Source organism: Streptomyces capparidis (genome assembly GCF_054782095.1).
Genome location: NZ_BAAGTD010000019.1, coordinates 1 through 18,127, shown reverse-complemented (window position 1 = coordinate 18,127; position 18,127 = coordinate 1). Strand labels below are relative to the sequence as shown.

17 protein-coding genes are annotated in these 18,127 nt (G+C 74.9%); 9 read left to right on the top strand and 8 right to left on the bottom strand.

The window, feature by feature from the left end; all coding sequences use genetic code 11:
* Positions 1–239: 239 nt before the first annotated feature.
* Both ACYVO2_RS17060 and ACYVO2_RS17055 read left to right on the top strand, forming a co-directional pair.
* Positions 240–944 carry a response regulator transcription factor gene (locus ACYVO2_RS17060; protein WP_461008684.1) on the top strand — a complete coding sequence of 235 codons (705 nt, stop codon included), beginning with the start codon at positions 240–242 and terminating at the stop codon, positions 942–944.
* Positions 941–2,548, top strand: coding sequence for a sensor histidine kinase (locus ACYVO2_RS17055; RefSeq protein WP_461008683.1), 1,608 nt, complete (start codon positions 941–943; stop codon positions 2,546–2,548). Before ACYVO2_RS17060 ends, ACYVO2_RS17055 begins: the two co-directional genes overlap by 4 nt.
* Here the strand turns inward: ACYVO2_RS17055 and ACYVO2_RS17050 are convergent.
* Positions 2,452–3,840, bottom strand: a complete 1,389-nt coding sequence (locus ACYVO2_RS17050) for a metallophosphoesterase (protein WP_461008682.1) — start codon at positions 3,838–3,840, stop codon at positions 2,452–2,454. The two genes, ACYVO2_RS17055 and ACYVO2_RS17050, sit on opposite strands and share 97 nt — an antisense overlap.
* Positions 3,841–3,912: 72 nt before the next feature.
* Here ACYVO2_RS17050 and ACYVO2_RS17045 point away from each other — a divergent pair, with 72 nt between their 5' ends.
* The 4 genes from ACYVO2_RS17045 (at position 3,913) to ACYVO2_RS17030 (ending at position 7,510) form a co-directional block, all read left to right on the top strand.
* Complete coding sequence (locus tag ACYVO2_RS17045) at positions 3,913–4,215, top strand: SCO4848 family membrane protein (RefSeq protein WP_461008681.1); 303 nt, start codon at positions 3,913–3,915, stop codon at positions 4,213–4,215.
* Positions 4,216–4,265: 50 nt separating this feature from the next.
* The gene (locus ACYVO2_RS17040; RefSeq protein ID WP_461008680.1) at positions 4,266–4,715 is read left to right on the top strand and encodes a DUF6098 family protein; all 450 of its coding nucleotides are present in this window, start codon (positions 4,266–4,268) and stop codon (positions 4,713–4,715) included.
* A 157-nt stretch (positions 4,716–4,872) separates the two neighbouring features.
* Positions 4,873–5,940: a YihY/virulence factor BrkB family protein gene (locus tag ACYVO2_RS17035; protein WP_461008679.1), complete on the top strand. Its 1,068-nt coding sequence runs from the start codon at positions 4,873–4,875 to the stop codon at positions 5,938–5,940.
* Positions 5,941–6,043: 103 nt separating this feature from the next.
* Positions 6,044–7,510: a D-alanyl-D-alanine carboxypeptidase family protein gene (locus ACYVO2_RS17030; RefSeq protein ID WP_461008678.1), complete on the top strand. Its 1,467-nt coding sequence runs from the start codon at positions 6,044–6,046 to the stop codon at positions 7,508–7,510.
* On the opposite strand, the gene ACYVO2_RS17025 is transcribed toward ACYVO2_RS17030, so the two are convergent.
* The 4 genes from ACYVO2_RS17025 to ACYVO2_RS17010 all read right to left on the bottom strand — a co-directional run bounded on the left by ACYVO2_RS17025 (position 7,425) and on the right by ACYVO2_RS17010 (position 11,972).
* Positions 7,425–8,528 (bottom strand): YihY/virulence factor BrkB family protein, encoded by a 1,104-nt coding sequence (locus ACYVO2_RS17025; RefSeq protein WP_461008677.1) that lies wholly within the window; start codon positions 8,526–8,528, stop codon positions 7,425–7,427. The genes ACYVO2_RS17030 and ACYVO2_RS17025 overlap by 86 nt on opposite strands.
* Before the next feature lie 286 nt (positions 8,529–8,814).
* Positions 8,815–9,384 carry a 2'-5' RNA ligase family protein gene (locus ACYVO2_RS17020; protein WP_461008676.1) on the bottom strand — a complete coding sequence of 190 codons (570 nt, stop codon included), beginning with the start codon at positions 9,382–9,384 and terminating at the stop codon, positions 8,815–8,817.
* Positions 9,385–9,491: 107 nt separating this feature from the next.
* Positions 9,492–10,514 carry a tryptophan--tRNA ligase gene (gene trpS, locus ACYVO2_RS17015; RefSeq protein WP_461008675.1) on the bottom strand — a complete coding sequence of 341 codons (1,023 nt, stop codon included), beginning with the start codon at positions 10,512–10,514 and terminating at the stop codon, positions 9,492–9,494.
* A gap of 183 nt (positions 10,515–10,697) precedes the next feature.
* On the bottom strand, positions 10,698–11,972 hold the full coding sequence (locus tag ACYVO2_RS17010) for a serine hydroxymethyltransferase (protein WP_461008674.1): 1,275 nt from the start codon (positions 11,970–11,972) through the stop codon (positions 10,698–10,700).
* Between the two features lie 375 nt (positions 11,973–12,347).
* Between ACYVO2_RS17010 and rocD the strand changes: the two genes are divergently transcribed.
* The gene (rocD, locus tag ACYVO2_RS17005; protein WP_461008673.1) at positions 12,348–13,571 is read left to right on the top strand and encodes an ornithine--oxo-acid transaminase; all 1,224 of its coding nucleotides are present in this window, start codon (positions 12,348–12,350) and stop codon (positions 13,569–13,571) included.
* 56 nt (positions 13,572–13,627) lie between these two features.
* Here the strand turns inward: rocD and pdxR are convergent, their stop codons facing one another.
* Positions 13,628–15,016, bottom strand: coding sequence for a MocR-like pyridoxine biosynthesis transcription factor PdxR (gene pdxR, locus ACYVO2_RS17000; RefSeq protein WP_461008672.1), 1,389 nt, complete (start codon positions 15,014–15,016; stop codon positions 13,628–13,630).
* Positions 15,017–15,113: 97 nt separating this feature from the next.
* Here pdxR and ACYVO2_RS16995 point away from each other — a divergent pair, with 97 nt between their 5' ends.
* Together ACYVO2_RS16995 and ACYVO2_RS16990 are read left to right on the top strand one after the other, a co-directional pair.
* Complete coding sequence (locus tag ACYVO2_RS16995; RefSeq protein ID WP_461008796.1) at positions 15,114–15,563, top strand: carboxymuconolactone decarboxylase family protein; 450 nt, start codon at positions 15,114–15,116, stop codon at positions 15,561–15,563.
* On the top strand, positions 15,560–16,279 hold the full coding sequence (locus ACYVO2_RS16990; RefSeq protein WP_461008671.1) for an isocitrate lyase/PEP mutase family protein: 720 nt from the start codon (positions 15,560–15,562) through the stop codon (positions 16,277–16,279). Before ACYVO2_RS16995 ends, ACYVO2_RS16990 begins: the two co-directional genes overlap by 4 nt.
* Before the next feature lie 79 nt (positions 16,280–16,358).
* Here ACYVO2_RS16990 and ACYVO2_RS16985 read toward each other — a convergent pair whose 3' ends face one another.
* Together ACYVO2_RS16985 and ACYVO2_RS16980 are read right to left on the bottom strand one after the other, a co-directional pair.
* Positions 16,359–17,348 carry a malate dehydrogenase gene (locus ACYVO2_RS16985; RefSeq protein ID WP_461008670.1) on the bottom strand — a complete coding sequence of 330 codons (990 nt, stop codon included), beginning with the start codon at positions 17,346–17,348 and terminating at the stop codon, positions 16,359–16,361.
* A gap of 286 nt (positions 17,349–17,634) precedes the next feature.
* Positions 17,635–18,127, bottom strand: a 493-nt coding sequence (locus ACYVO2_RS16980) for a DUF2690 domain-containing protein (protein ID WP_461008669.1), incomplete at its 5' end; no start/stop codon positions are given.

Below are 18,127 nucleotides of genomic sequence, written 5' to 3'. Positions count from 1 at the left end.
TTTTACGTTGTGTGCGGTGCGCCGGATGCCCGGCTTCGCACCACGCGCCGGGCCGGCCCCCCGCCGGTCCGATGCGGTGGTGCTGATGCGACGATTCCTCGCTTTGATGTTCAGCGTCCGTGGTGCCCACAACGTCGAACAAGCGAGAGCAAGTTCTCCAAGGAAACTCACAAGTTCCTGTGAGCCGATCCCAAGCCACGACCGCCGCCCGCACCGGGACCCGGCCCGATACTGGAGCGATGGACAGTCCCACCCGTCCGGCCACGGTACTTGTCGTCGAGGACGAGCCGAGCATCGCCGACATCCTGGAGATCACCCTCAAGTTCCACGGCTTCTCCGTCGTCCACGCCGCCACCGGGCGCCAGGCCGTGGAACGGGCCCGGGAACACCGCCCCGACCTGCTGCTTCTCGACGTGATGCTGCCCGACGGCAACGGCTGGCAGGTGTGCCGCAGGCTGCGCGCCGAACAGGACGGGCTGGCCGTGATTTTCCTCACGGCGCGCGACGCCCCGTCCGACATCCTCGGCGGGCTCGCCCTCGGCGGCGACGACTACATCACCAAGCCGTTCAACGTGGACGAGGTGGTGGCCCGGATCCGCGCGGTGCTGCGCCGCACCCGGCGGGATGTCCCCGCGAGCAGCGTGCTGCGCCACGGCGACCTGGAGATGGACGAGGCCACCTGCACGGTGCGCCGCGCCGGGCGGCCGGTGGACCTCACGCCCACCGAGTACAACCTGCTGCGCTATCTGCTGCGCAACGCCGACCGCGTGGTCACCAAGGAGCAGATCCTCCAGCACGTGTGGCAGTACGACTTCTCCGTGGAGTCCACCGTCGTGGAGACCTACATCAGCTATCTGCGGCGCAAGCTCGATCCGCTCGGCCCGCCGCTGATCATCACCCGGCGGGGCGTGGGCTACCGGCTGCGCGGCGAGGACGACGCATGAGGTTCCCGCCGCCGTTCCCCCGCCCGCTGGACCCGCGGGACGCGCGGGCGCTGCGGGCCCTGCGCGGCCTGCTGCCGCACCCGCACTCCCTGCGCGGCAAGCTCGCCCTGACCAACGTGGTGCTGCTCGCCGTGGGACTGGTGATCGCCGCCGCGGCGACCCTGGCCGGCATGTACCAGGTGCTGGTCGGCGACATCGACGCCAAGCTGGACAGCCAGCGCAGCACCCTCGCCTCCGGGGCCGTGGACGGGGTGACCGTACGGCAGTGGTGCGCGGCCGCCGCCCGGATCTGGGAGCGGGCCGGACGGCAGGAGGCGCCCGAGGGGTTCACCCAGAGCCCGTTCGTGGTGCTCGACTCCGCCGGCCGGGTCACCGACACGTGCGCGGGGCTGGACGGGCACGGGGCCGAGGAGCGCGCCCAGCTCGCCGCCGCCGTCACCGACCCCGCGGCCCTGGCCGCCTCGGGCGCCGCCACCACCGTGCACGCGGGGCCCGACGTCTACCGGGTCGTCGCGGTGCAACTGGAAGACGGCGGCGTGATCCTCACCGGCATCGAGCTGAACGGGGTGCACTCGGCGGTGAAGAAGCTGTGCGTCGTGGAGGCCGTGGTGGGCGTGTGCCTGCTCGGCCTGCTCACCGCGCTGTCCCTGATGGGCTCCGGCCGCAAGCTGCGCCCGCTGAAGGACATGGTGGAGACGGCGTCGGCGATCTCCGAGGGCGACCTGTCCCGCCGGGTGGAGGCGCACGGCGACTCCACGGAGGTGGCGCAGTTGCGGAACGCGCTGAACGCGATGCTGCACCAGATCGAGACGGCGTTCCAGACCAGGGAGCGGGCCACCGCGCAGCTCCACCAGTTCGTCGCCGACGCCTCCCACGAGCTGCGCACGCCCATCGCGTCCATCCGCGGCTACCTCCAGTTGTACGAGAAGGGCATCCTCGGCCCGGACGAGCAGAAGCGGGCCTTCGGGCGGGTGGCGGCCGAGGCCGGGCGGATGGGTCACCTGGTGGACGAGCTGCTGGTGCTGGCCAGGCTCGACCAGCAGCCCGCGGGCCGGCCCACCGCCCCGGTGGACCTGGCCGCGCTCGCCAGGGACGGCGTCCACGACCTGGCCGCGCTCCAGCCGGAACGGCCGATGCACCTCCGGGCCCCGGTGCGCCTGGAGGTGCCGGGCGAGGAGGCCCAGTTGCGCAAGGTCGTCGCGAACCTGCTGAGCAACGTCCGCACGCACACGCCCGCGCACACCCCGGTGACCGTGGAGGTGCGCGGCGGGGGTGAGACGGCGGTGCTGCGGGTCGCCGACCGCGGGCCCGGGATGCGGCCCGAGGACGCCGCCCGGGTCTTCGACCGCTTCTTCCGCGCCGACCCGGACCGGGCCAGGGTCACCGGCGGCAGCGGGCTCGGCATGTCGATCGTGCAGGCCGTGGTCCAGGCGCACGGCGGCACGGTGCGCCTGGACACCGCGCCGGGCGCGGGCCTGGCGGTGGAGGTGGAGCTGCCGGTGCGGTCCTACGCCCGCGGCGAGGCGAGCGTGACGACGGTGATGTCCGGCGGCGCCCCCACCCGCACCGGCGGCCCCCAGAACCCGGCGCCCCGGGTGACGTAGAGCTGGGTGTCGCCGTACCGCTCGAGACCGGCGACCGTGGGGTTCTCCAGGCCCGCCAGCAGGTGCACCGGCCACATCTGGCCGCCGTGGGTGTGCCCGGACAACTGGAGGTCCACCTTGTGCCGCACCGCGTCGTGGATCTGCACGGGCTGGTGCGCGAGCAGCACACAGGCCCTGGCCGGGTCCCGGTCGCCGACCGCGCGCTCGAAGTCGGGGCCCTGGCCCTCGCTCTCCCCCTCCACGTCGTTGACGCCCGCCAGGTCGAACCCGCCGACCTCCAGGCGCTCGTTCTGGAGCGGGTGCACGCCCAGGGAGCGCACGTGGTCCACCCACTCCTGGGCGTCGCCGAAGTACTCGTGGTTGCCGGTGACGAAGAAGCTGCCGTGCCTGGCCCGCAGCCGGGCCAGCGGCTCGGCTGCGGGGCCGAGCTCGGCGACGCTGCCGTCCACCAGGTCGCCGACTATGGCCACCAGGTCGGGCTCGGCGCGGTTGATGGTGTCCACGATCCGCCGGGTGTGGGCGCGGCCGGAGATCGGGCCCAGGTGGATGTCGCTGACCACGGCGATCCGGAAGCCGTGGGAGCGCGGGTCGAGCTTGGCGAGCGGCACGGTGACCCGCTTCAGGCGGGGCGGGCCGAGCGCCTGCCGCATGCCGTACCCGACGGTCGCGGTGGCGGCGGCGCCGGCGAGCAGCGCCACGGACCGGCCGACGAACAGGCGGCGGGCGAGGTCCCGGCCGTCCTCGGCGGGGGCGGGCGGGGCGGGCGGGGCGGCGGGGGGGCCGTCCGCGGGCGGGGCGGCGGGCTCGGGCTCCTGCGCCCGGGGCTCCGGAGCGGCGGGCTCCTGGGCGGCGGGCTCCTGGGGGGCGGGGGCGGACGGTGCCTGGGCCCGGTTCCGGTTCTCCTCCGCGGACGGGGCCGGCGCCGGGGCCGGGGACACGGCCGGGGCCGCCGTCCGGGCCGTTCCGCCCGGCGTCCCGCGCCGCCGCAGCACGGCGAGCAGCAGCGGGCGCAGCAGCTCCCCGGCGAGCAGCGCCAGCACCAGGTACAGCACCATCGCCAGCCACAGGTAGCCGGGCCACGCCAGGACCCGCGCCACCTCGATCGGCAGGGTCCTGCCGCCGATCAGCGCCGCGACGGCGAGGACGGCGAGCGCCGGGGCCGCGATCGTGCCGGCGCGGCGGGCGCGGCTGCCGGGGAGGGTGGTGTCGCGGACCAGCCGTCGCCACAGGTAGTAGTGCACGCCGCCGAGCAGGGCCACGGCGATCACCAGGATGAGCAGGATCAGAGCCACTCGCGGACTGTATCCCGGGGTCCGGGGCGGGCCGCCGGGAGGCCGCCCCGGGCCCGGGCGCATACTGGGAACATGAAGCTCAGCCGCACCGCCTCCTGGTTCCTGCTCGGCTTCGGCGTGTGGAGCTGGGTGGTCTGGACGACGTTCGCGCGCAACCTGTGGAAGGACTCCAGCGGGCTCGCGTTCGACGACGGCGACCCCACCGGGTACTTCTGGGTCCACCTCACCCTGGCGGTCGTCTCCCTCGTGCTCGGCACCGCCATCGGCCTGCTCGGCCTGCGCGGCGCCCGCGCCGCGCGGCACACCGGGCCCGGCGAGGACCGGGCGGAGCGGGACACCCCGCGGCACCCCGCCTCCACCGGCGCGGCGTCCTGACCTGTTTCCAGAGGGATTGAGCTGCCGCTTTCCGGGGGATCCGTACGCGCATGCCCACTTCTGCGCTGCGCGTACTGGACTCCCTGGAGGAGCTCGCGGCTCTGGTGGACGGCGGTCCGCCGCTGTTCGTCCGCTGGTCGCGCGGGCCGGACGTGGACATCCCCCGCGGCGGCAGCCGGGACGACCTGACCGGCAGCCCGCTGCCCGGGCTCTCCGCGAACTCCCTCGCGGTCGAGCCGTGGTGGGGTGACCGCCCGGTCCTGGTGTGGGTGGCCAGACGCCTCTACGACTACAGCCATCTGCCCCGGGAGAAGGGGCCCGACGTCTTCCCGTGGGTCTTCACGGGCGAGGAGGTCGGGCGGGGGCCCGACAACGAGCCGCTGGTGCACTGCGTGAAGGTCGTCGGACGGATCTCCGAGGGCACCATCGAGGAGGCCGCGGCCACCGTGGAGAACCACGGCACGTCGTGGGGCCCGCTGCGCCGCCCGGCCGGCGGCTGAGCGCCCCCGTCCCGCCGCTCGCCGGCCGAATCCCGCCGCCTACCCCGCGACCCGCCACAGAAACCGGACATTCCACACGGTTCACCGCGCGGATCCCGGCAACCCGGTGGTTGAGGGACGCGACGAAAACGGCACCGGAAGGCGCGAGGAGGGCTGCATGACCCTCAGACTGATCAAGCACCGCCACGGCTCCCACCACGGCCGCGACGACAACCGCGACGACACCCGCGAGGCCGGGGAGCGGCACGCCGCCGACGAGGGCCCCGGCCCCACCCGCCGGCAGGAGGAGGCCGCCCCCGACCAGCTCTCCGGCCTGCCGGCCCGGTCCTGGCCCGCGGTGCTGCGCCGCACGGTCAAGGAGTTCATGGAGGACGAGCTGCCCGACCGGGCGGCGGCGCTGACCTACTACGCGGTGCTGTCGATCTTCCCGGCGATCCTGGTGCTGGTCTCGGTGCTCGGGATCATCGGCGAGTCGGCGACGAACGCGGTGCTCGACAACATCCAGAAGCTGGCCCCCGGCTCGGCGCGGGACATCCTCCAGGACGCCGTCCGCCAGTTGAGCGGCTCCTCCGCCACCGGCAGCGTGCTGGCGGTGGTCGGCCTGGTCGCCGCGCTGTGGTCGGCCTCGGGCTACGTGGCCGCGTTCATCCGCAGCGCCAACGCGGTGTACGACGTCCGCGAGGGCCGCCCGGCGTGGAAGGTGCTGCCGCTGCGGCTCGGGGTGACGCTGCTGCTGATGGTGCTGATGGCGGTGAGCGCCGTGATCGTGGTGTTCACCGGCGGGCTCGCCGACCAGGTGGGCACGGCGCTCGGCGTCGGCGACACCGGCCTGAGGGTCTGGCAGTACGCCAAGTGGCCGGTGCTGGTGCTGCTGGTGATGCTGATGGTCGCGGTCCTGTACTGGGCGTCGCCCAATGTCCGGGTGCGGGGCTTCCGGTGGCTGACGCCGGGCAGCGCGATCGCCGTGGTGCTGTGGATGCTGCTGTCGGCGGGGTTCGCGCTCTACGTGGCCAACTTCGGCTCGTACAACAAGACCTACGGCACCCTCGCCGGTATGATCATCTTCTTGGTCTGGCTGTGGCTGTCCAACCTGGCCATCCTGCTCGGCCTGGAGTTCGACGCCGAACTGGCTCGCGAGCGGGCCATCAAGGGCGGCTTCCCGCCGAAGGAGGAGCCCTACGTGGAGCCCCGCGACACCAGGAAGTGGCCCGAGGACGAACGGTAGCCCCCCGCCGGGGACCTGACGGTGCGGCGGACATGAGGGACATCACTCAATTGCGTCCGATAATCGGGCCGGGGTGGTGGCGTTCACCAGGTACGGTCTCGGAGTGTGCCTACGTCGTCACGCCCTCGCCGCACTGAGCGTTGCCGCGCTGCTGGCCTCCGCCTCCCCCGCCGCGGCGGCGCCGCCCGCGCACCAGTCCGGTAGGACCGGCAAGCCGGGGAAGTCCGCGGAGCCTGCGCCGCCGGACGGGATGTCCACCGTCGGCGGGCCGCTGCTGGGCCGGCCCGGCACCCAGGTGCGCCTGGCGGACGGGGCGCCGCCGGTGCCCGAGGATCTGACGGCGCGTTCGTGGATCGTCGCGGACGCCGGGAGCGGCGAGGTGCTCGCCGCGCACAACGCCCACTGGCGGCTCGCCCCGGCCAGCACCCTCAAGATGCTCTTCGCCGACACGCTGCTGCCCAAGCTGGACAAGGACGACCGGCACCTGGCCACCCTGGAGGAGCTGGACCGCGTCCAGCCCGGCAGCAGCCTGGTCGGCATCAAGGAGGACCTGAGCTACTCCGTCCACGACCTGTGGCTCGGGGTCTTCCTCTCCTCCGGCAACGACGCCGTGCACGTGCTGTCCGCCATGAACGGCGGGGTGGACCGGACCGTGCGGGAGATGCAGGAGCACGCGGAGGAGCTCGGCGCCCGGGACACCCACGTGGTCAGCCCGGACGGGTACGACGCGCCGGGGCAGGTGTCCTCCGCCTACGACCTGACGCTCTTCGCCCGCTCGGGGCTGCGCAAGGCCGACTTCCGCGAGTACTGCGCCACGAAGACCGCGAAGTTCCCCGGCGGCTACAAGGACGACGGCAAGAACCCGAAGGACAAGAAGAAGAAGAAGAAGGAGGAGGACCGGAAGACCGAGCAGGCCGGCGGGGCGCGGGACCGGGCGGCGGACCGGAAGGACGGCAAGGCGGGAGGCCGCCGCGCCGAGACCCGCCCGCGGGAGACGTTCGAGATCCAGAACACCAACCGCCTGCTCACCGGCTTCTCCTCGCTGCCCGCCTACCCGGGCCTGATCGGGGTGAAGAACGGCTACACCTCGGGCGCGGGCAGCACCTTCACCGGCGCGGCCGTCCGGGACGGGCGGACCCTGCTGGTCACCGTGCTGCGCCCGGACGGCGGCGGCCTCGCCGTCTACCGGGAGGCGGCCGAGCTGCTGGACTGGGGGTTCGCGGCGGCGGGCAGGGCGGAGCCGGTCGGCACGCTGGCGGTGGGCGAGGACGACAAGCCGGCCGGCGGCGGGGAGCGGCCCGCGGCCCGGCCCGACGACGGGCGGCCGGGCACCCGGGCGGGCGGCCCGCAGCCGGACACGGCCGCCGCCGGGGACTCCGGCGGGCCCGGGGCGCTGGCCACCCTGGCGGGGGTGGTGATGGTGCTCGGCGCGGTGGTGCTGCTGCTGCACCGGCGCAGGGCGCCGGTGCCGGTGGTGCGCCTGGTCAGGTCCTGGCGCGGGGACGGCTCCCGTCCGCCGGGGCCTTCTCGGCCGCCGGGCCCGCGGCGGCGGCGCCGTCCGCGGCGGTGACGGTCCGCCCGTCCGGGACCTCCACGGCGCCGTCCTCGTCGATCGGGAAGCACCGCACCTCCCGCTCCCTGGGGCGGCGGCGCCCGGTGCCGGTCGCGGTCCACGCGGCGCAGAACAGCAGCAGCCGCGCCATGAAGTTCATCCACAGCAGCACCGCGACCGGGGTGCCGAACGCGCCGTACATGCTCTTGCCCGCGACGCCGCTGAGGTAGCCGGACAGCAGCAGCTTCAGCAGCTCGAACCCGACGGCGCCGATCAGGGCGGCCTGGGCCAGCGAGCGCCGCCTCGGGTGCAGGCCGGGCAGCCAGCGCAGCAGGTACACCACCAGCAGGAAGTCGGCGGCGGCGGCCATGGCCAGACCGGTCAGGCGCAGCAGGACCGCGCCGGGGCGCTGCGCGGCGAGGCCCACCGAGTCCGCGGCCTGCCCCACCAGGACGGTGGCCAGCGCCGAGCCGCCGAGAGAGACGGCCAGCACCCCGCCGAGGCCGAGCAGGACCAGCAGGTCCTTGCCCTTCCTGGCGAGGATGTTCTCCTGGTCGGCCGCCAGCCGCCACACCCCGCGGATGGAGCTGCGCAGCGCGTCCACCCAGCCCAGCCCGGACAGCAGCAGCCACACCGCGCCGACGAGGCCGACCGTGCCCGCGTTGCTGACCAGGCCGTCCAGGTCGAGCCGGTCGGACAGGAAGCCGAACTGGTCGGAGAACCGGTTCTCGGCCCGTTCCACCTGCGCCGGGGTGAGGAAGGCGGCGGCCATCGCGGCGGTCACCGCGACCAGCGGGAACAGCGCGACGAACCCCGTGTAGGCCACCGCCGCCGCGAAGCGGTCCCCACCCACGTCGCTGTAGTGCTGCCAGGCCCGCCACACACGCGTCCGCATCAGCCGGGCGAACCCCGGCCCGACCACCGGCACCCTGGCCAACCAGTCCATACCCGGCGACTGCCCCGAATCCGCCACCACCACTCCCGCCCACCCCGCCCCGCAGAACGGCACCCGGGAGGGGGCCAGGGGGGCGGGCACCCGGGGATCGGGTGAGGGCGGAGGCCCAGGGCCGGGTGCGGCAAGGCACTCGGGGAGTTGCGTGGGGGGGCCTTGAGCGTTGCGGAACGGCGCGGTCCCGACCTGCGCAACCCCACCCAACACCCAAGCGCGCGCGGGGCGGAGCCCCGGCAGCGGGCCACAGGCCAAAGCCCCGGCCCTCCCCGAAGACCACCCGCCCGGAACCCCGGGGGGGTGCGGGGGGCGGAGCAGCCTGACCTCCGGAGGAACCCCCGCCACGCACTCGGCCCCGCGGCCGAGCGGGGGCTCAGCCGCCCGGCTGGCGGGCCGGCAGTCTCGCCGGCTGGTGCGGCACCGCGGGCGCCGGGAAGCGGTACTCGCGGGTCAGCCGCCACCGCGCGTCGCCGCCCTGCTCGTACAGCGCGAAGCCCGTCACCGCCCAGGCCGCCCGGAAGTCGGCGAGCTCCAGGTGCGCCCGGTCCAGCGCCTCGTCGGGGATGCCGTGCGCCACCGTCACGTGCGGGTGGTAGGGGAAGGCCAGCTCCCGCTCCAGCGGCCCGGAGCGCACCCGTTCCTGGAGTTCGCGGCACTCCTCGGCGCCGCGCACCAGCCGGACGTAGACCACGGGGGACAGCGGCCGGAAGGTGTCGGTGCCGTCCAGCCACACCTCGAACGGGCTGCCCAGGTCGGCCACGTCCGCCAGGTGCGCCTCGATCCCGGGCAGCGCCTCGACGTCCACCTCGGTGGGCGGCAGCAGGGTCACGTGGGTGGGGATGAGCGCGGCCTGCGGATCACCGAAGCCCGCGCGGCGCTGCTGGAGCAGGCTGCCGAAGGGCTCCGGGACCGCGATGGACACGCCGATCACGCAGCTCCCCACAGGTCTCTCCATCCCACTCGGTACGGACCGTTGCAGCTTTCCCGGCGGCTTCCCCCGTGGCCCTGCGGCGGCACCCGGGCGCCCGCCGGGGCGACCGGGTGCCCGGCTCAGTGCTTCGCGGGCAGGAAGCCGATGCTCCCGTACACCGCGGCCAGCGTCTCCGCCGCCACGGCCCTGGCCTTCTCCGCGCCCTTGGCGAGGATGCCGTCCAGGGTCTCCGGGTCGTCCAGGTAGCCCTGTGTCCGCTCGCGGAACGGGGCGACCCACTCGGTGAAGATCTCGGCCAGGTCCGTCTTGAGGGCACCGTAGCCCTTGCCCTCGTAGGACCGCTCGAGCTCGGGGACAGGGGTGCCGGTGAGCGCCGAGTGGATGGTGAGCAGGTTGCTCACGCCCGGCTTGGCCTCCTCGTCGAAGCGGATCACCGTGTCGGTGTCGGTGACCGCGCTCTTGATCTTCTTGGCGGAGGTCTTCGGGTCGTCCATCAGGTTGACGATGCCCTTCGGCGAGGACGCCGACTTGCTCATCTTGATCGTCGGGTCCTGGAGGTCCACGATCTTCGCGGTCTCCTTGACGATGTACGCCGCGGGGAGCGTGAACAGCTCGCCGTAACGCGCGTTGAACCGGGTCGCCAGGTCACGGGTGAGCTCCAGGTGCTGGCGCTGGTCCTCGCCCACCGGAACCGCGTCGGCCTGGTACAGCAGGATGTCGGCGGCCTGGAGCACCGGGTAGGTGAACAGGCCGACCGTGGTGCCCTCGGTGCCCTGCTTGGCGGACTTGTCCTTGAACTGCGTCATCCGCGACGCCTCGCCGAAGCCGGTGATGCAGTTCATCACCCAGGCGAGCTGGGTGTGCTCGGGCACGTGGCTCTGCACGAACAGGATGCAGCGGTCCGGGTCGAGACCGGCGGCGAGCAGTTGCGCGGCGGCGAGCCGGGTGTTGCTCCGCAGCTCCTCGGGGTCCTTGGCGATGGTGATCGCGTGCAGGTCGACCACGCAGTAGAACGCGTCGTGCGTGTCCTGGAGGGCGACCCACTGCCGCACGGCGCCCAGGTAGTTGCCGAGGTGGAACGAGCCCGAGGTGGGCTGGATCCCGGAGAGCACGCGGGGGCGGTCGAGGTTGGCCATGGCCACATTCTCTCAGGATCGCCAAGCGGTTTGCCGCGCCGTCCGCCACGTCCCGCGGCACGCGGGGTCACGCCCCGGGGCACTCGTGGAACGGGTGCCCCGGGGCGTGATCCGCATGACGACGCGGGCCCCGCCCGCCGCGGGCCCGCCCGTCCCGCGGCGGGCGGGCCCCGGGCGGGCGGGCACGGGTCAGTCCACCCGCAGCCCCGGCGCCGGGTGGGCGGCCATCAGTTCGCGGACCTCGCCGCGGATGGCGAGGAGGGCGTCCTCGTCCCCGGTGCGGGCCGCGGTCACGCCGCGGTCCAGCCAGTCGGCGACGGCCGGCATGTGCTCCTCGCGCAGCCCCCGGGAGGTGAGCGCGGGGGTGCCGATCCGGATGCCGGAGGGGTCGAACGGCTTGCGCGGGTCGAACGGGACGGTGTTGTAGTTCACCACCACCCCGGCCCGGTCCAGCGCCTGGGCGGCGGCCTTGCCCGGCACCTCCTTGCCCGTCAGGTCGATGAGGACCAGGTGGTTGTCGGTGCCGCCGGAGACCAGGTCGTAGCCGCGCTGGAGCAGTTCGCGCGCCAGCGCCCTGGCGTTGGCCACCACCTGGTGGGCGTAGGCCCGGAAGGTGTCCTGGGCGGCCTCGTGCAGCGCCACCGCGATGCCCGCGGTGGTGTGGTTGTGCGGGCCTCCCTGGAGGCCGGGGAAGACTGCCTTGTCGACGGCCTTGGCGTGCTCCTCGCGGGCCAGGATCATCGCGCCGCGCGGGCCGCGCAGGGTCTTGTGGGTGGTGGTGGTCACCACGTCGGCGTGCGGCACGGGCGAGGGGTGCGCGCCGCCCGCGACCAGGCCGGCGATGTGCGCGATGTCGGCGACGAGCACCGCGCCGGTCTCCCGGGCGATCTCCGCGAACGCGGCGAAGTCGATGACCCGCGGCACCGCGGTGCCGCCGCAGAAGATCAGCTTGGGCCGCTCGGCGCGGGCCAGGTCCCGCACCTGGTCGTAGTCGATCAGGCCGGTCCCGGCGTGCACCCCGTACTGCACGCCGCGGAACCACTTGCCGGTGGCGGACACGCCCCAGCCGTGGGTGAGGTGGCCGCCCATGGGCAGCGACATGCCGAGCACGGTGTCCCCGGGCTCGGCGAACGCCAGGTACACGGCGAGGTTGGCGGGCGAGCCCGAGTACGGCTGCACATTGGCGTGGTCGGCGCCGAACAGGGCGGTGGCCCGGGCGATCGCCAGGTTCTCGATCGGGTCGACGTTCTGCTGGCCCTCGTAGTACCGGCGGCCGGGGTAGCCCTCGCTGTACTTGTTCTGGAGGACCGTGGCCCCGGCCTCCAGCACGGCCTCGGAGGCGTAGTTCTCGCTGGGGATGAGCCGCAGCGTCTCCGCCTGGAGCCGCTCCTCGGCCCGGATCAGCGCGGCCAGCTCGGGGTCGGTCCTGGCGAGCGCGGACTGGGTGTTCACTCGCGTGGTCAACGGGTCCTCCCGGGTTACTCGGCGCGCGGCGGGCGCGCGCGTGGGGTAACCGGGGGCCCAGGCGGACGGCACCGCGGGGTGGTCACGGGGCGCCCCACCCGCTCCGGGCGCGGGACCCCGCCTCGCCGCTTCCTCGTGGTCGCTTCCACGCAGTCGCCAGTCGCGGCCCTCCCACCCTACTGGCTCCGCGCCGCGCGGTCCCGGTGACGGGGCCCGGCTCGACGCGACCGTGAGCGGCCCTCGACCGCCCGCTCACCGAAACCTTTGCCGAGGGCGCCCCGATGCGAAAAGATCGATGGGCAAAGCCCACTCCCACCCACAGAATGACTCGGCAGACCGCGTGCAGGCGCCGAAATATCCGCAAGGGAGCGTTCCATGAGCACCGCACCCGTCAACTCCGCCTCCAGCCGGCTGATCGCGGCCGCCGACGCCCGCAGCGCGCACAACTACCATCCGCTCCCCGTGGTCGTGGCCTCGGCCGAGGGCGCGTGGATGACCGACGTGGAGGGCCGGCGCTACCTGGACATGCTGGCCGGGTACTCCGCGCTGAACTTCGGGCACCGCCACCCCCGGCTGATCGAGGCGGCCAAGGCCCAGCTCGACCGGGTGACGCTCACCTCCCGGGCGTTCCACCACGACCGCTTCGCCGCCTTCTGCGAGGAGCTCGCCGACCTGTGCGGCATGGAGATGGTGCTGCCGATGAACACCGGCGCCGAGGCGGTGGAGACGGCGGTGAAGACCGCGCGCAAGTGGGGCTACCGGGTCAAGGGCGTGCCGGACGGGCGGGCGCGGATCGTGGTGGCGGCCAACAACTTCCACGGCCGCACCACCACCGTCATCAGCTTCTCCACCGACCCCGAGGCCCGCGCCGACTACGGGCCCTACACCCCCGGGTTCACGATCGTGCCGTACGGCGACGCCGACGCGCTGCGCGAGGCCGTGGACGACGACACGGTGGCCGTGCTCATCGAGCCCATCCAGGGCGAGGCCGGGGTGCTGGTGCCGCCCGCCGGGTACCTGGAGGCGGTGCGGGAGATCACCCGGGAGCGCGGCGCGCTGTTCGTCGCGGACGAGATCCAGTCCGGCCTCGGCCGCACCGGGCGCACCTTCGCCTGCGAGCACGAGGGCGTGGTGCCCGACATGTACCTGCTCGGCAAGGCGCTCGGCGGCGGCGTGGTGCCGGTCTCCGCGGTGGTCTCCTCCCGCGAGGTGCTCGGGGTGTTCCGGCCGGGCGAGCACGGCTCCACCTTCGGCGGCAACCCGCTGGCCTGCGCGGTCGCCCTGGAGGTGATCGCGATGCTGCGCACCGGGGAGTTCCAGCGCCGGGCCGCCGAGCTCGGCGACCACCTGCACCGCGAGCTGCGCACCCTGGCCGGGACGGGCGCGGTCACCGCGGTGCGGGGCCGCGGCCTGTGGGCGGGGGTGGACATCGCCCCGGAGCACGGGACGGCGCGGGAGGTGTCCACGGCGCTGATGGACCGGGGCGTGCTGGTGAAGGACACCCACGGCCAGACCGTCCGCATCGCCCCGCCGCTGGTGGTGACCAAGGAGGACCTGGACTGGGGCCTGGAGCAACTGCGCGAGGTGCTGGGGGCCTGACGGCTCCCACCGGGCCGCCCGGCGCCCGCCGGGCGGCCCCGCCCCGCCCCCGTCCGCTACCCGAGCACCTCGCACAGCCGCTCGAGCGCGCCGGCGAACGCGTGCTCCGGCGGGGTGCCGTAGCCGACCACCAGGGCGGGCGGCGCGCCGGGCGCCGGGCGGAAGCCGAAGTCGGCCAGGCCGTACAGGGCCAGCCCGCGGGCGGCGGCGCGGCGGACCACCTCGGCCTCGTCCGCGCCGTCCGGCAGGCGCACCAGGACGTGCAGCCCGGCGGCCACGCCCGTCACCCGGGCCCGGGGCGCCCGCCGCGCCAGCTCGGCGACCAGGCGGTCGCGGCGGCGGCGGTACCGCAGGCGGGCGCGGCGCAGGTGCCGGTCGTAGCCGCCGTGCCGCAGGAACTCGGCCAGGGTGAGCTGGTCGGTGACGGACGAGTGCGCGTCGCGCAGCTTCCTGGTCTCGACGACCGGCTCCACCAGGTGCTCCGGCAGCGCCATCCACGCCAGGCGCAGGCCCGGCGCCAGGCTCTTGGACGCCGTGCCCAGGTACGCCACCCGGCCGGGGTCCAGGCCCTGGAGCGCGCCGGGGCCCTGCCGGTCGTAGCGGAACTCGCCGTCGTAGTCGTCCTCGATCACCACGGCCCCGGCCGCGCGCGCCCACGCGACCGCGGCGGCGCGGCGGCGCGGGGTCAGGCAGGCGCCGAGCGGCATCTGGTGCGCGGGGGTGAGCAGCGCCGCGTCGCCGGTGAGCAGGTCGGTGCGGGCGCCCTCCCCGTCCACGGGCACCGGCACCGGGCGGGTGCCGCTCGCGGCGGCGGCGTTGCGGTGGTACCCCACGCCGTACTCCTCCACGGCGAGCGTGGCGGCGCCGGCCGCGTGCAGCGCGGCGCACAGCAGGGACAGGCCGTGCAGGAACCCGGAGCAGACCACCAGGTGCTCCGGGTCGGCGCGCACGCCGCGGGCGCGGGCGAGGTACCCGGCCAGCGCCTCGCGCAGCTCGGGGCGGCCGCGCGGGTCGCCGTAGCCGAAGGCGTCGCTCGGCGCGGCGCCCAGCGCGCGGCGCGCCGCGGCCAGCCACGCGGTGCGCGGGAAGTCCGACAGGTCGGGCGCGCCGGGCCGCAGGTCGTACGGCGGGGCCTCCTCGGCGGGGCGGGTGACCGGCGGGGCGGCGGACGGGGCGGGGAGCGGCCGGGCGGCGACGGAGGTGCCCGAGCCCTGCCGGGCCGTCAGCCAGCCCTCGGCGACGAGCTGGGCGTACGCCTCGGCGACGGTGTTGCGGGCCACGCCGAGGTCGTGGGCGAGCGCCCGGGACGACGGCAGCCTGGTGCCGGGGGCGAGCCGCCCGCCGCTGACGGCCTCCCGCAGCGCGCGGGTGAGCCCTTCGCGCACCCTCGGCCCGGTGAGGTCCAGGTGGAGGTCGACGCCCAGGGTGGCCCACGATTCCCGCACGGAAGTGGACCATACCCGGGCTCCGGCGGCGCTCTAGCGTGAGGAGCGCAAGCGAAGGAACGACCCGAGGAGCGGGAACGTGGAGCACGGCCACCGGATGAACTGGTACAAGACGGTGCCGGACGTGTACCGGGCGCTGCACGACCTGAACAAGGTGGCGCACCAGGGAGTGGACCCGGTGCTCGCGGAGCTGGTCAAGCTGCGGGCGTCGCAGCTCAACGGCTGCGCGTTCTGCCTGGACATGCACTCCAAGGACGCCCGCGCCGCCGGCGAGACCGAGCAGCGCATCCACCTGCTGAGCGCCTGGCGGGAGGCCCCGCACCTGTACTCGGAGCGGGAGCGGGCCGCGCTCGCCCTGACCGAGCAGGTCACCGAGCTGGGGCGGGGCGGCGTCTCGGACGAGGTGTGGCGGGAGGCGGCCGAGGCGTTCCCGGCGGAGGAGCTGGCCCGGCTCATCGGCCTCATCGTGGTGATCAACGGCTGGAACCGGATCAACGTGGCCACCCGCCACCCGGCGGGCGACTACGTGCCGGGCAGCCTCGCGTGACGGCCGCGGCGCTGCGGGAGTTGCACCACGGGCCGGATCCGCTGGTCCTGCCCAACGTCTGGGACGCGGCCGGTGCCAGGGCGTTCGCCGAGGCCGGCTTCCCCGCGCTGGCCACGACCAGCGCCGGGGTGGCCGCCTCCCTCGGCTACGCCGACCGGGAGGGCACCCCGCCGGAGGAGATGTTCGCCGCGGTCGCCCGGATCGCCCGCGCGGTGCCGGTGCCGGTGACGGCGGACATGGAGGCCGGGTACGGGCTGTCCGCGGCGGAGCTGGTGGACCGGCTGCTGGCGGCCGGGGCCGTCGGCTGCAACCTGGAGGACACCGACCCGCGCAGCGGGGAGCAGCGCCCGCCGGAGCGGCAGGCGCGGTGGCTGGCCGAGGTGCGCGCGGCGGCGGGGGACGCGCTGGTGGTCAACGCCCGCGTGGACACGTTCCTGCCGGGGCGCGGCGGCGGGCCGGCGGACGCGGTGGCACGGGGCCGGTGCTACCTGGAGGCGGGCGCCGACTGCGTCTACCCGATCTTCGCACCGGCGGAGCTGCTGCCGGAGCTGGCCGCCGGCACGGGCGGGCCGGTCAACGCGCTGCACCTGCCCGGCGGTCCCTCGCCCGAGCGGCTCGGGGAGCTGGGGGCGGCGCGGGTCACCTTCGGGGCGGGTCTGTTCCGGCGGGCCCTCGGTCTGGTGGACGAGATGGCGCGGGAGCTGACGGCGCGGTAGGCGGCGCGGGGGCGCTCGGCGGGAGACCCGCCGCCCGGGGCGGAGCCGGGCGGCGGCGGCTCCGCCCCGGGCGGGTGCGTCAGATCAGGCCCAGGCGGGCGACGGCGTCCCGCTCGTCCACCAGCTCCTGGACGGAGGCGTCGATCCGGGTGCGGGAGAACTCGTTCACCGACAGGCCCTGGACGATCTCGAACCGGCCGTCCTTCGCGGTCACCGGGAAGGACGAGATCAGGCCCTCCGGCACCCCGTAGGAGCCGTCGGACACCACGGCGGCGGAGGTCCAGTCGCCCTCCGGCGTGCCGTTGACCCAGGTGAAGACGTGGTCGACGGCGGCGTTGGCGGCGGAGGCCGCGGAGGACGCGCCGCGGGCCTCGATGATGGCGGCGCCGCGCTTGGCCACGGTCGGGATGAACTCCTCGGCCAGCCACTTCTCGTCGTTCACGGCCTCGGCGGCGCTCTTGCCCGCGATCGTGGCGTGGAAGATGTCCGGGTACTGGGTCGCCGAGTGGTTGCCCCAGATGGTGAGCTTCCCGATCTCCGACACCGGCACGCCGGTCTTCTTCGCGAGCTGGGACAGCGCCCGGTTGTGGTCGAGGCGGGTCATCGCGGTGAAGCGCTCGGCGGGGACGTCCGGGGCGTGCTTCTGGGCGATCAGGGCGTTGGTGTTCGCCGGGTTGCCGACCACCAGGACCCTCACGTCGTCGGCGGCGTGGTCGTTGATCGCCTTGCCCTGCGGGCCGAAGATGCCGCCGTTGGCCTCCAGCAGGTCGCCGCGCTCCATGCCCTTGGTGCGGGGGCGGGCGCCCACCAGCAGGGCCACGTTGACGCCGTCGAACGCCACGTTGGCGTCGTCGGTGATGTCGATGCCCGCGAGCAGCGGGAACGCGCAGTCGTCCAGCTCCATCGCGGTGCCCTCGGCGGCCTTGAGCGCCGGGGTGATCTCCAGCAGCCGGAGCCTGACCGGGGTGTCCGGCCCGAGGAGCTGACCCGAGGCGATGCGGAACAGCAGTGCGTAGCCGATCTGGCCTGCCGCACCGGTGACGGTGACGTTCACGGGAGTGCGAGTCATTGCCTTCTCCTGTTGGTTCCCTTGCCGCCCCGGGGGCGTCCCTCGCCCCGGCAGCGAAGATCTCTTGGTGTCGAGAGATATCCGTCAGGCTATCCGAAGGGCTGCGCCGATCACCTGGAGGGAGGGGGCCGGTCACCACGCGTCAGGGCTCCCTGATGGGGAGGGGCGACCGATGGGGTGGTGGGCGGGGCGACGGGCGGGCGGGAGGGGGCCGGTCACCACGCGTCAGGCGGGGCGGCGGGGGGCCGTGTCACTCCCCCGCCCCGGCGGCCCGGCGCCGAGGGGGTCAGCCGCTCGGTTCGGGCTGGGGGGCCGTCACGGGGGTGGGGCCGCCCCAGGGGGTGCAGCCGGTCTTCCCGGTCCTCAGCAGGGCGCAGGCGCGGGCCTGGGACGGCTTCGGGGCGGCGATCATCGGGGTGTAGGTGTCGGCCTCGTACCGGATGCGGTTGCCCTGCGCGGTGCCGTCCCTGCCGGCCACCCGCACCCCGTCGCCGACGCTCGCGGAGGCGATCCTGCCCCACGCGGCCCGGCACGCCGGGCTGTACCGCAGTTCGACGTGGGTGCCGTACAGCCAGGTGGCGGCGGCGGAGTACACGTCCTGGTCACAGCCCATCGCCTTGGGGTCCTCGCCGGCGCAGGAGTCGCCCGCGCACCGGGGCGGCGTCGCGCTCGCGGACGGGGCCGAGGCGGACGGGGCGCCGGACGGCGGGCCGGACGCGGCGGCCGGCCCGCCCCCGCCCCCGCCGCCGTCGTCCAGCAGCAGCGCCGTGGCCGCCCGC

What these genes read in the sequence shown, in the direction of transcription:
- ACYVO2_RS16985 (WP_461008670.1), bottom strand. Translation starts at nt 17,348, where the DNA reads ATGACTCGCACTCCCGTGAACGTCACCGTCACCGGTGCGGCAGGCCAG.
- ACYVO2_RS17060 (WP_461008684.1), top strand. Translation starts at nt 240, where the DNA reads ATGGACAGTCCCACCCGTCCGGCCACGGTACTTGTCGTCGAGGACGAG.
- ACYVO2_RS17040 (WP_461008680.1), top strand. Translation starts at nt 4,266, where the DNA reads ATGCCCACTTCTGCGCTGCGCGTACTGGACTCCCTGGAGGAGCTCGCG.
- ACYVO2_RS17055 (WP_461008683.1), top strand. Translation starts at nt 941, where the DNA reads ATGAGGTTCCCGCCGCCGTTCCCCCGCCCGCTGGACCCGCGGGACGCG.
- rocD (WP_461008673.1), top strand. Translation starts at nt 12,348, where the DNA reads ATGAGCACCGCACCCGTCAACTCCGCCTCCAGCCGGCTGATCGCGGCC.
- ACYVO2_RS16995 (WP_461008796.1), top strand. Translation starts at nt 15,114, where the DNA reads ATGAACTGGTACAAGACGGTGCCGGACGTGTACCGGGCGCTGCACGAC.
- ACYVO2_RS17035 (WP_461008679.1), top strand. Translation starts at nt 4,873, where the DNA reads ATGACCCTCAGACTGATCAAGCACCGCCACGGCTCCCACCACGGCCGC.
- ACYVO2_RS17045 (WP_461008681.1), top strand. Translation starts at nt 3,913, where the DNA reads ATGAAGCTCAGCCGCACCGCCTCCTGGTTCCTGCTCGGCTTCGGCGTG.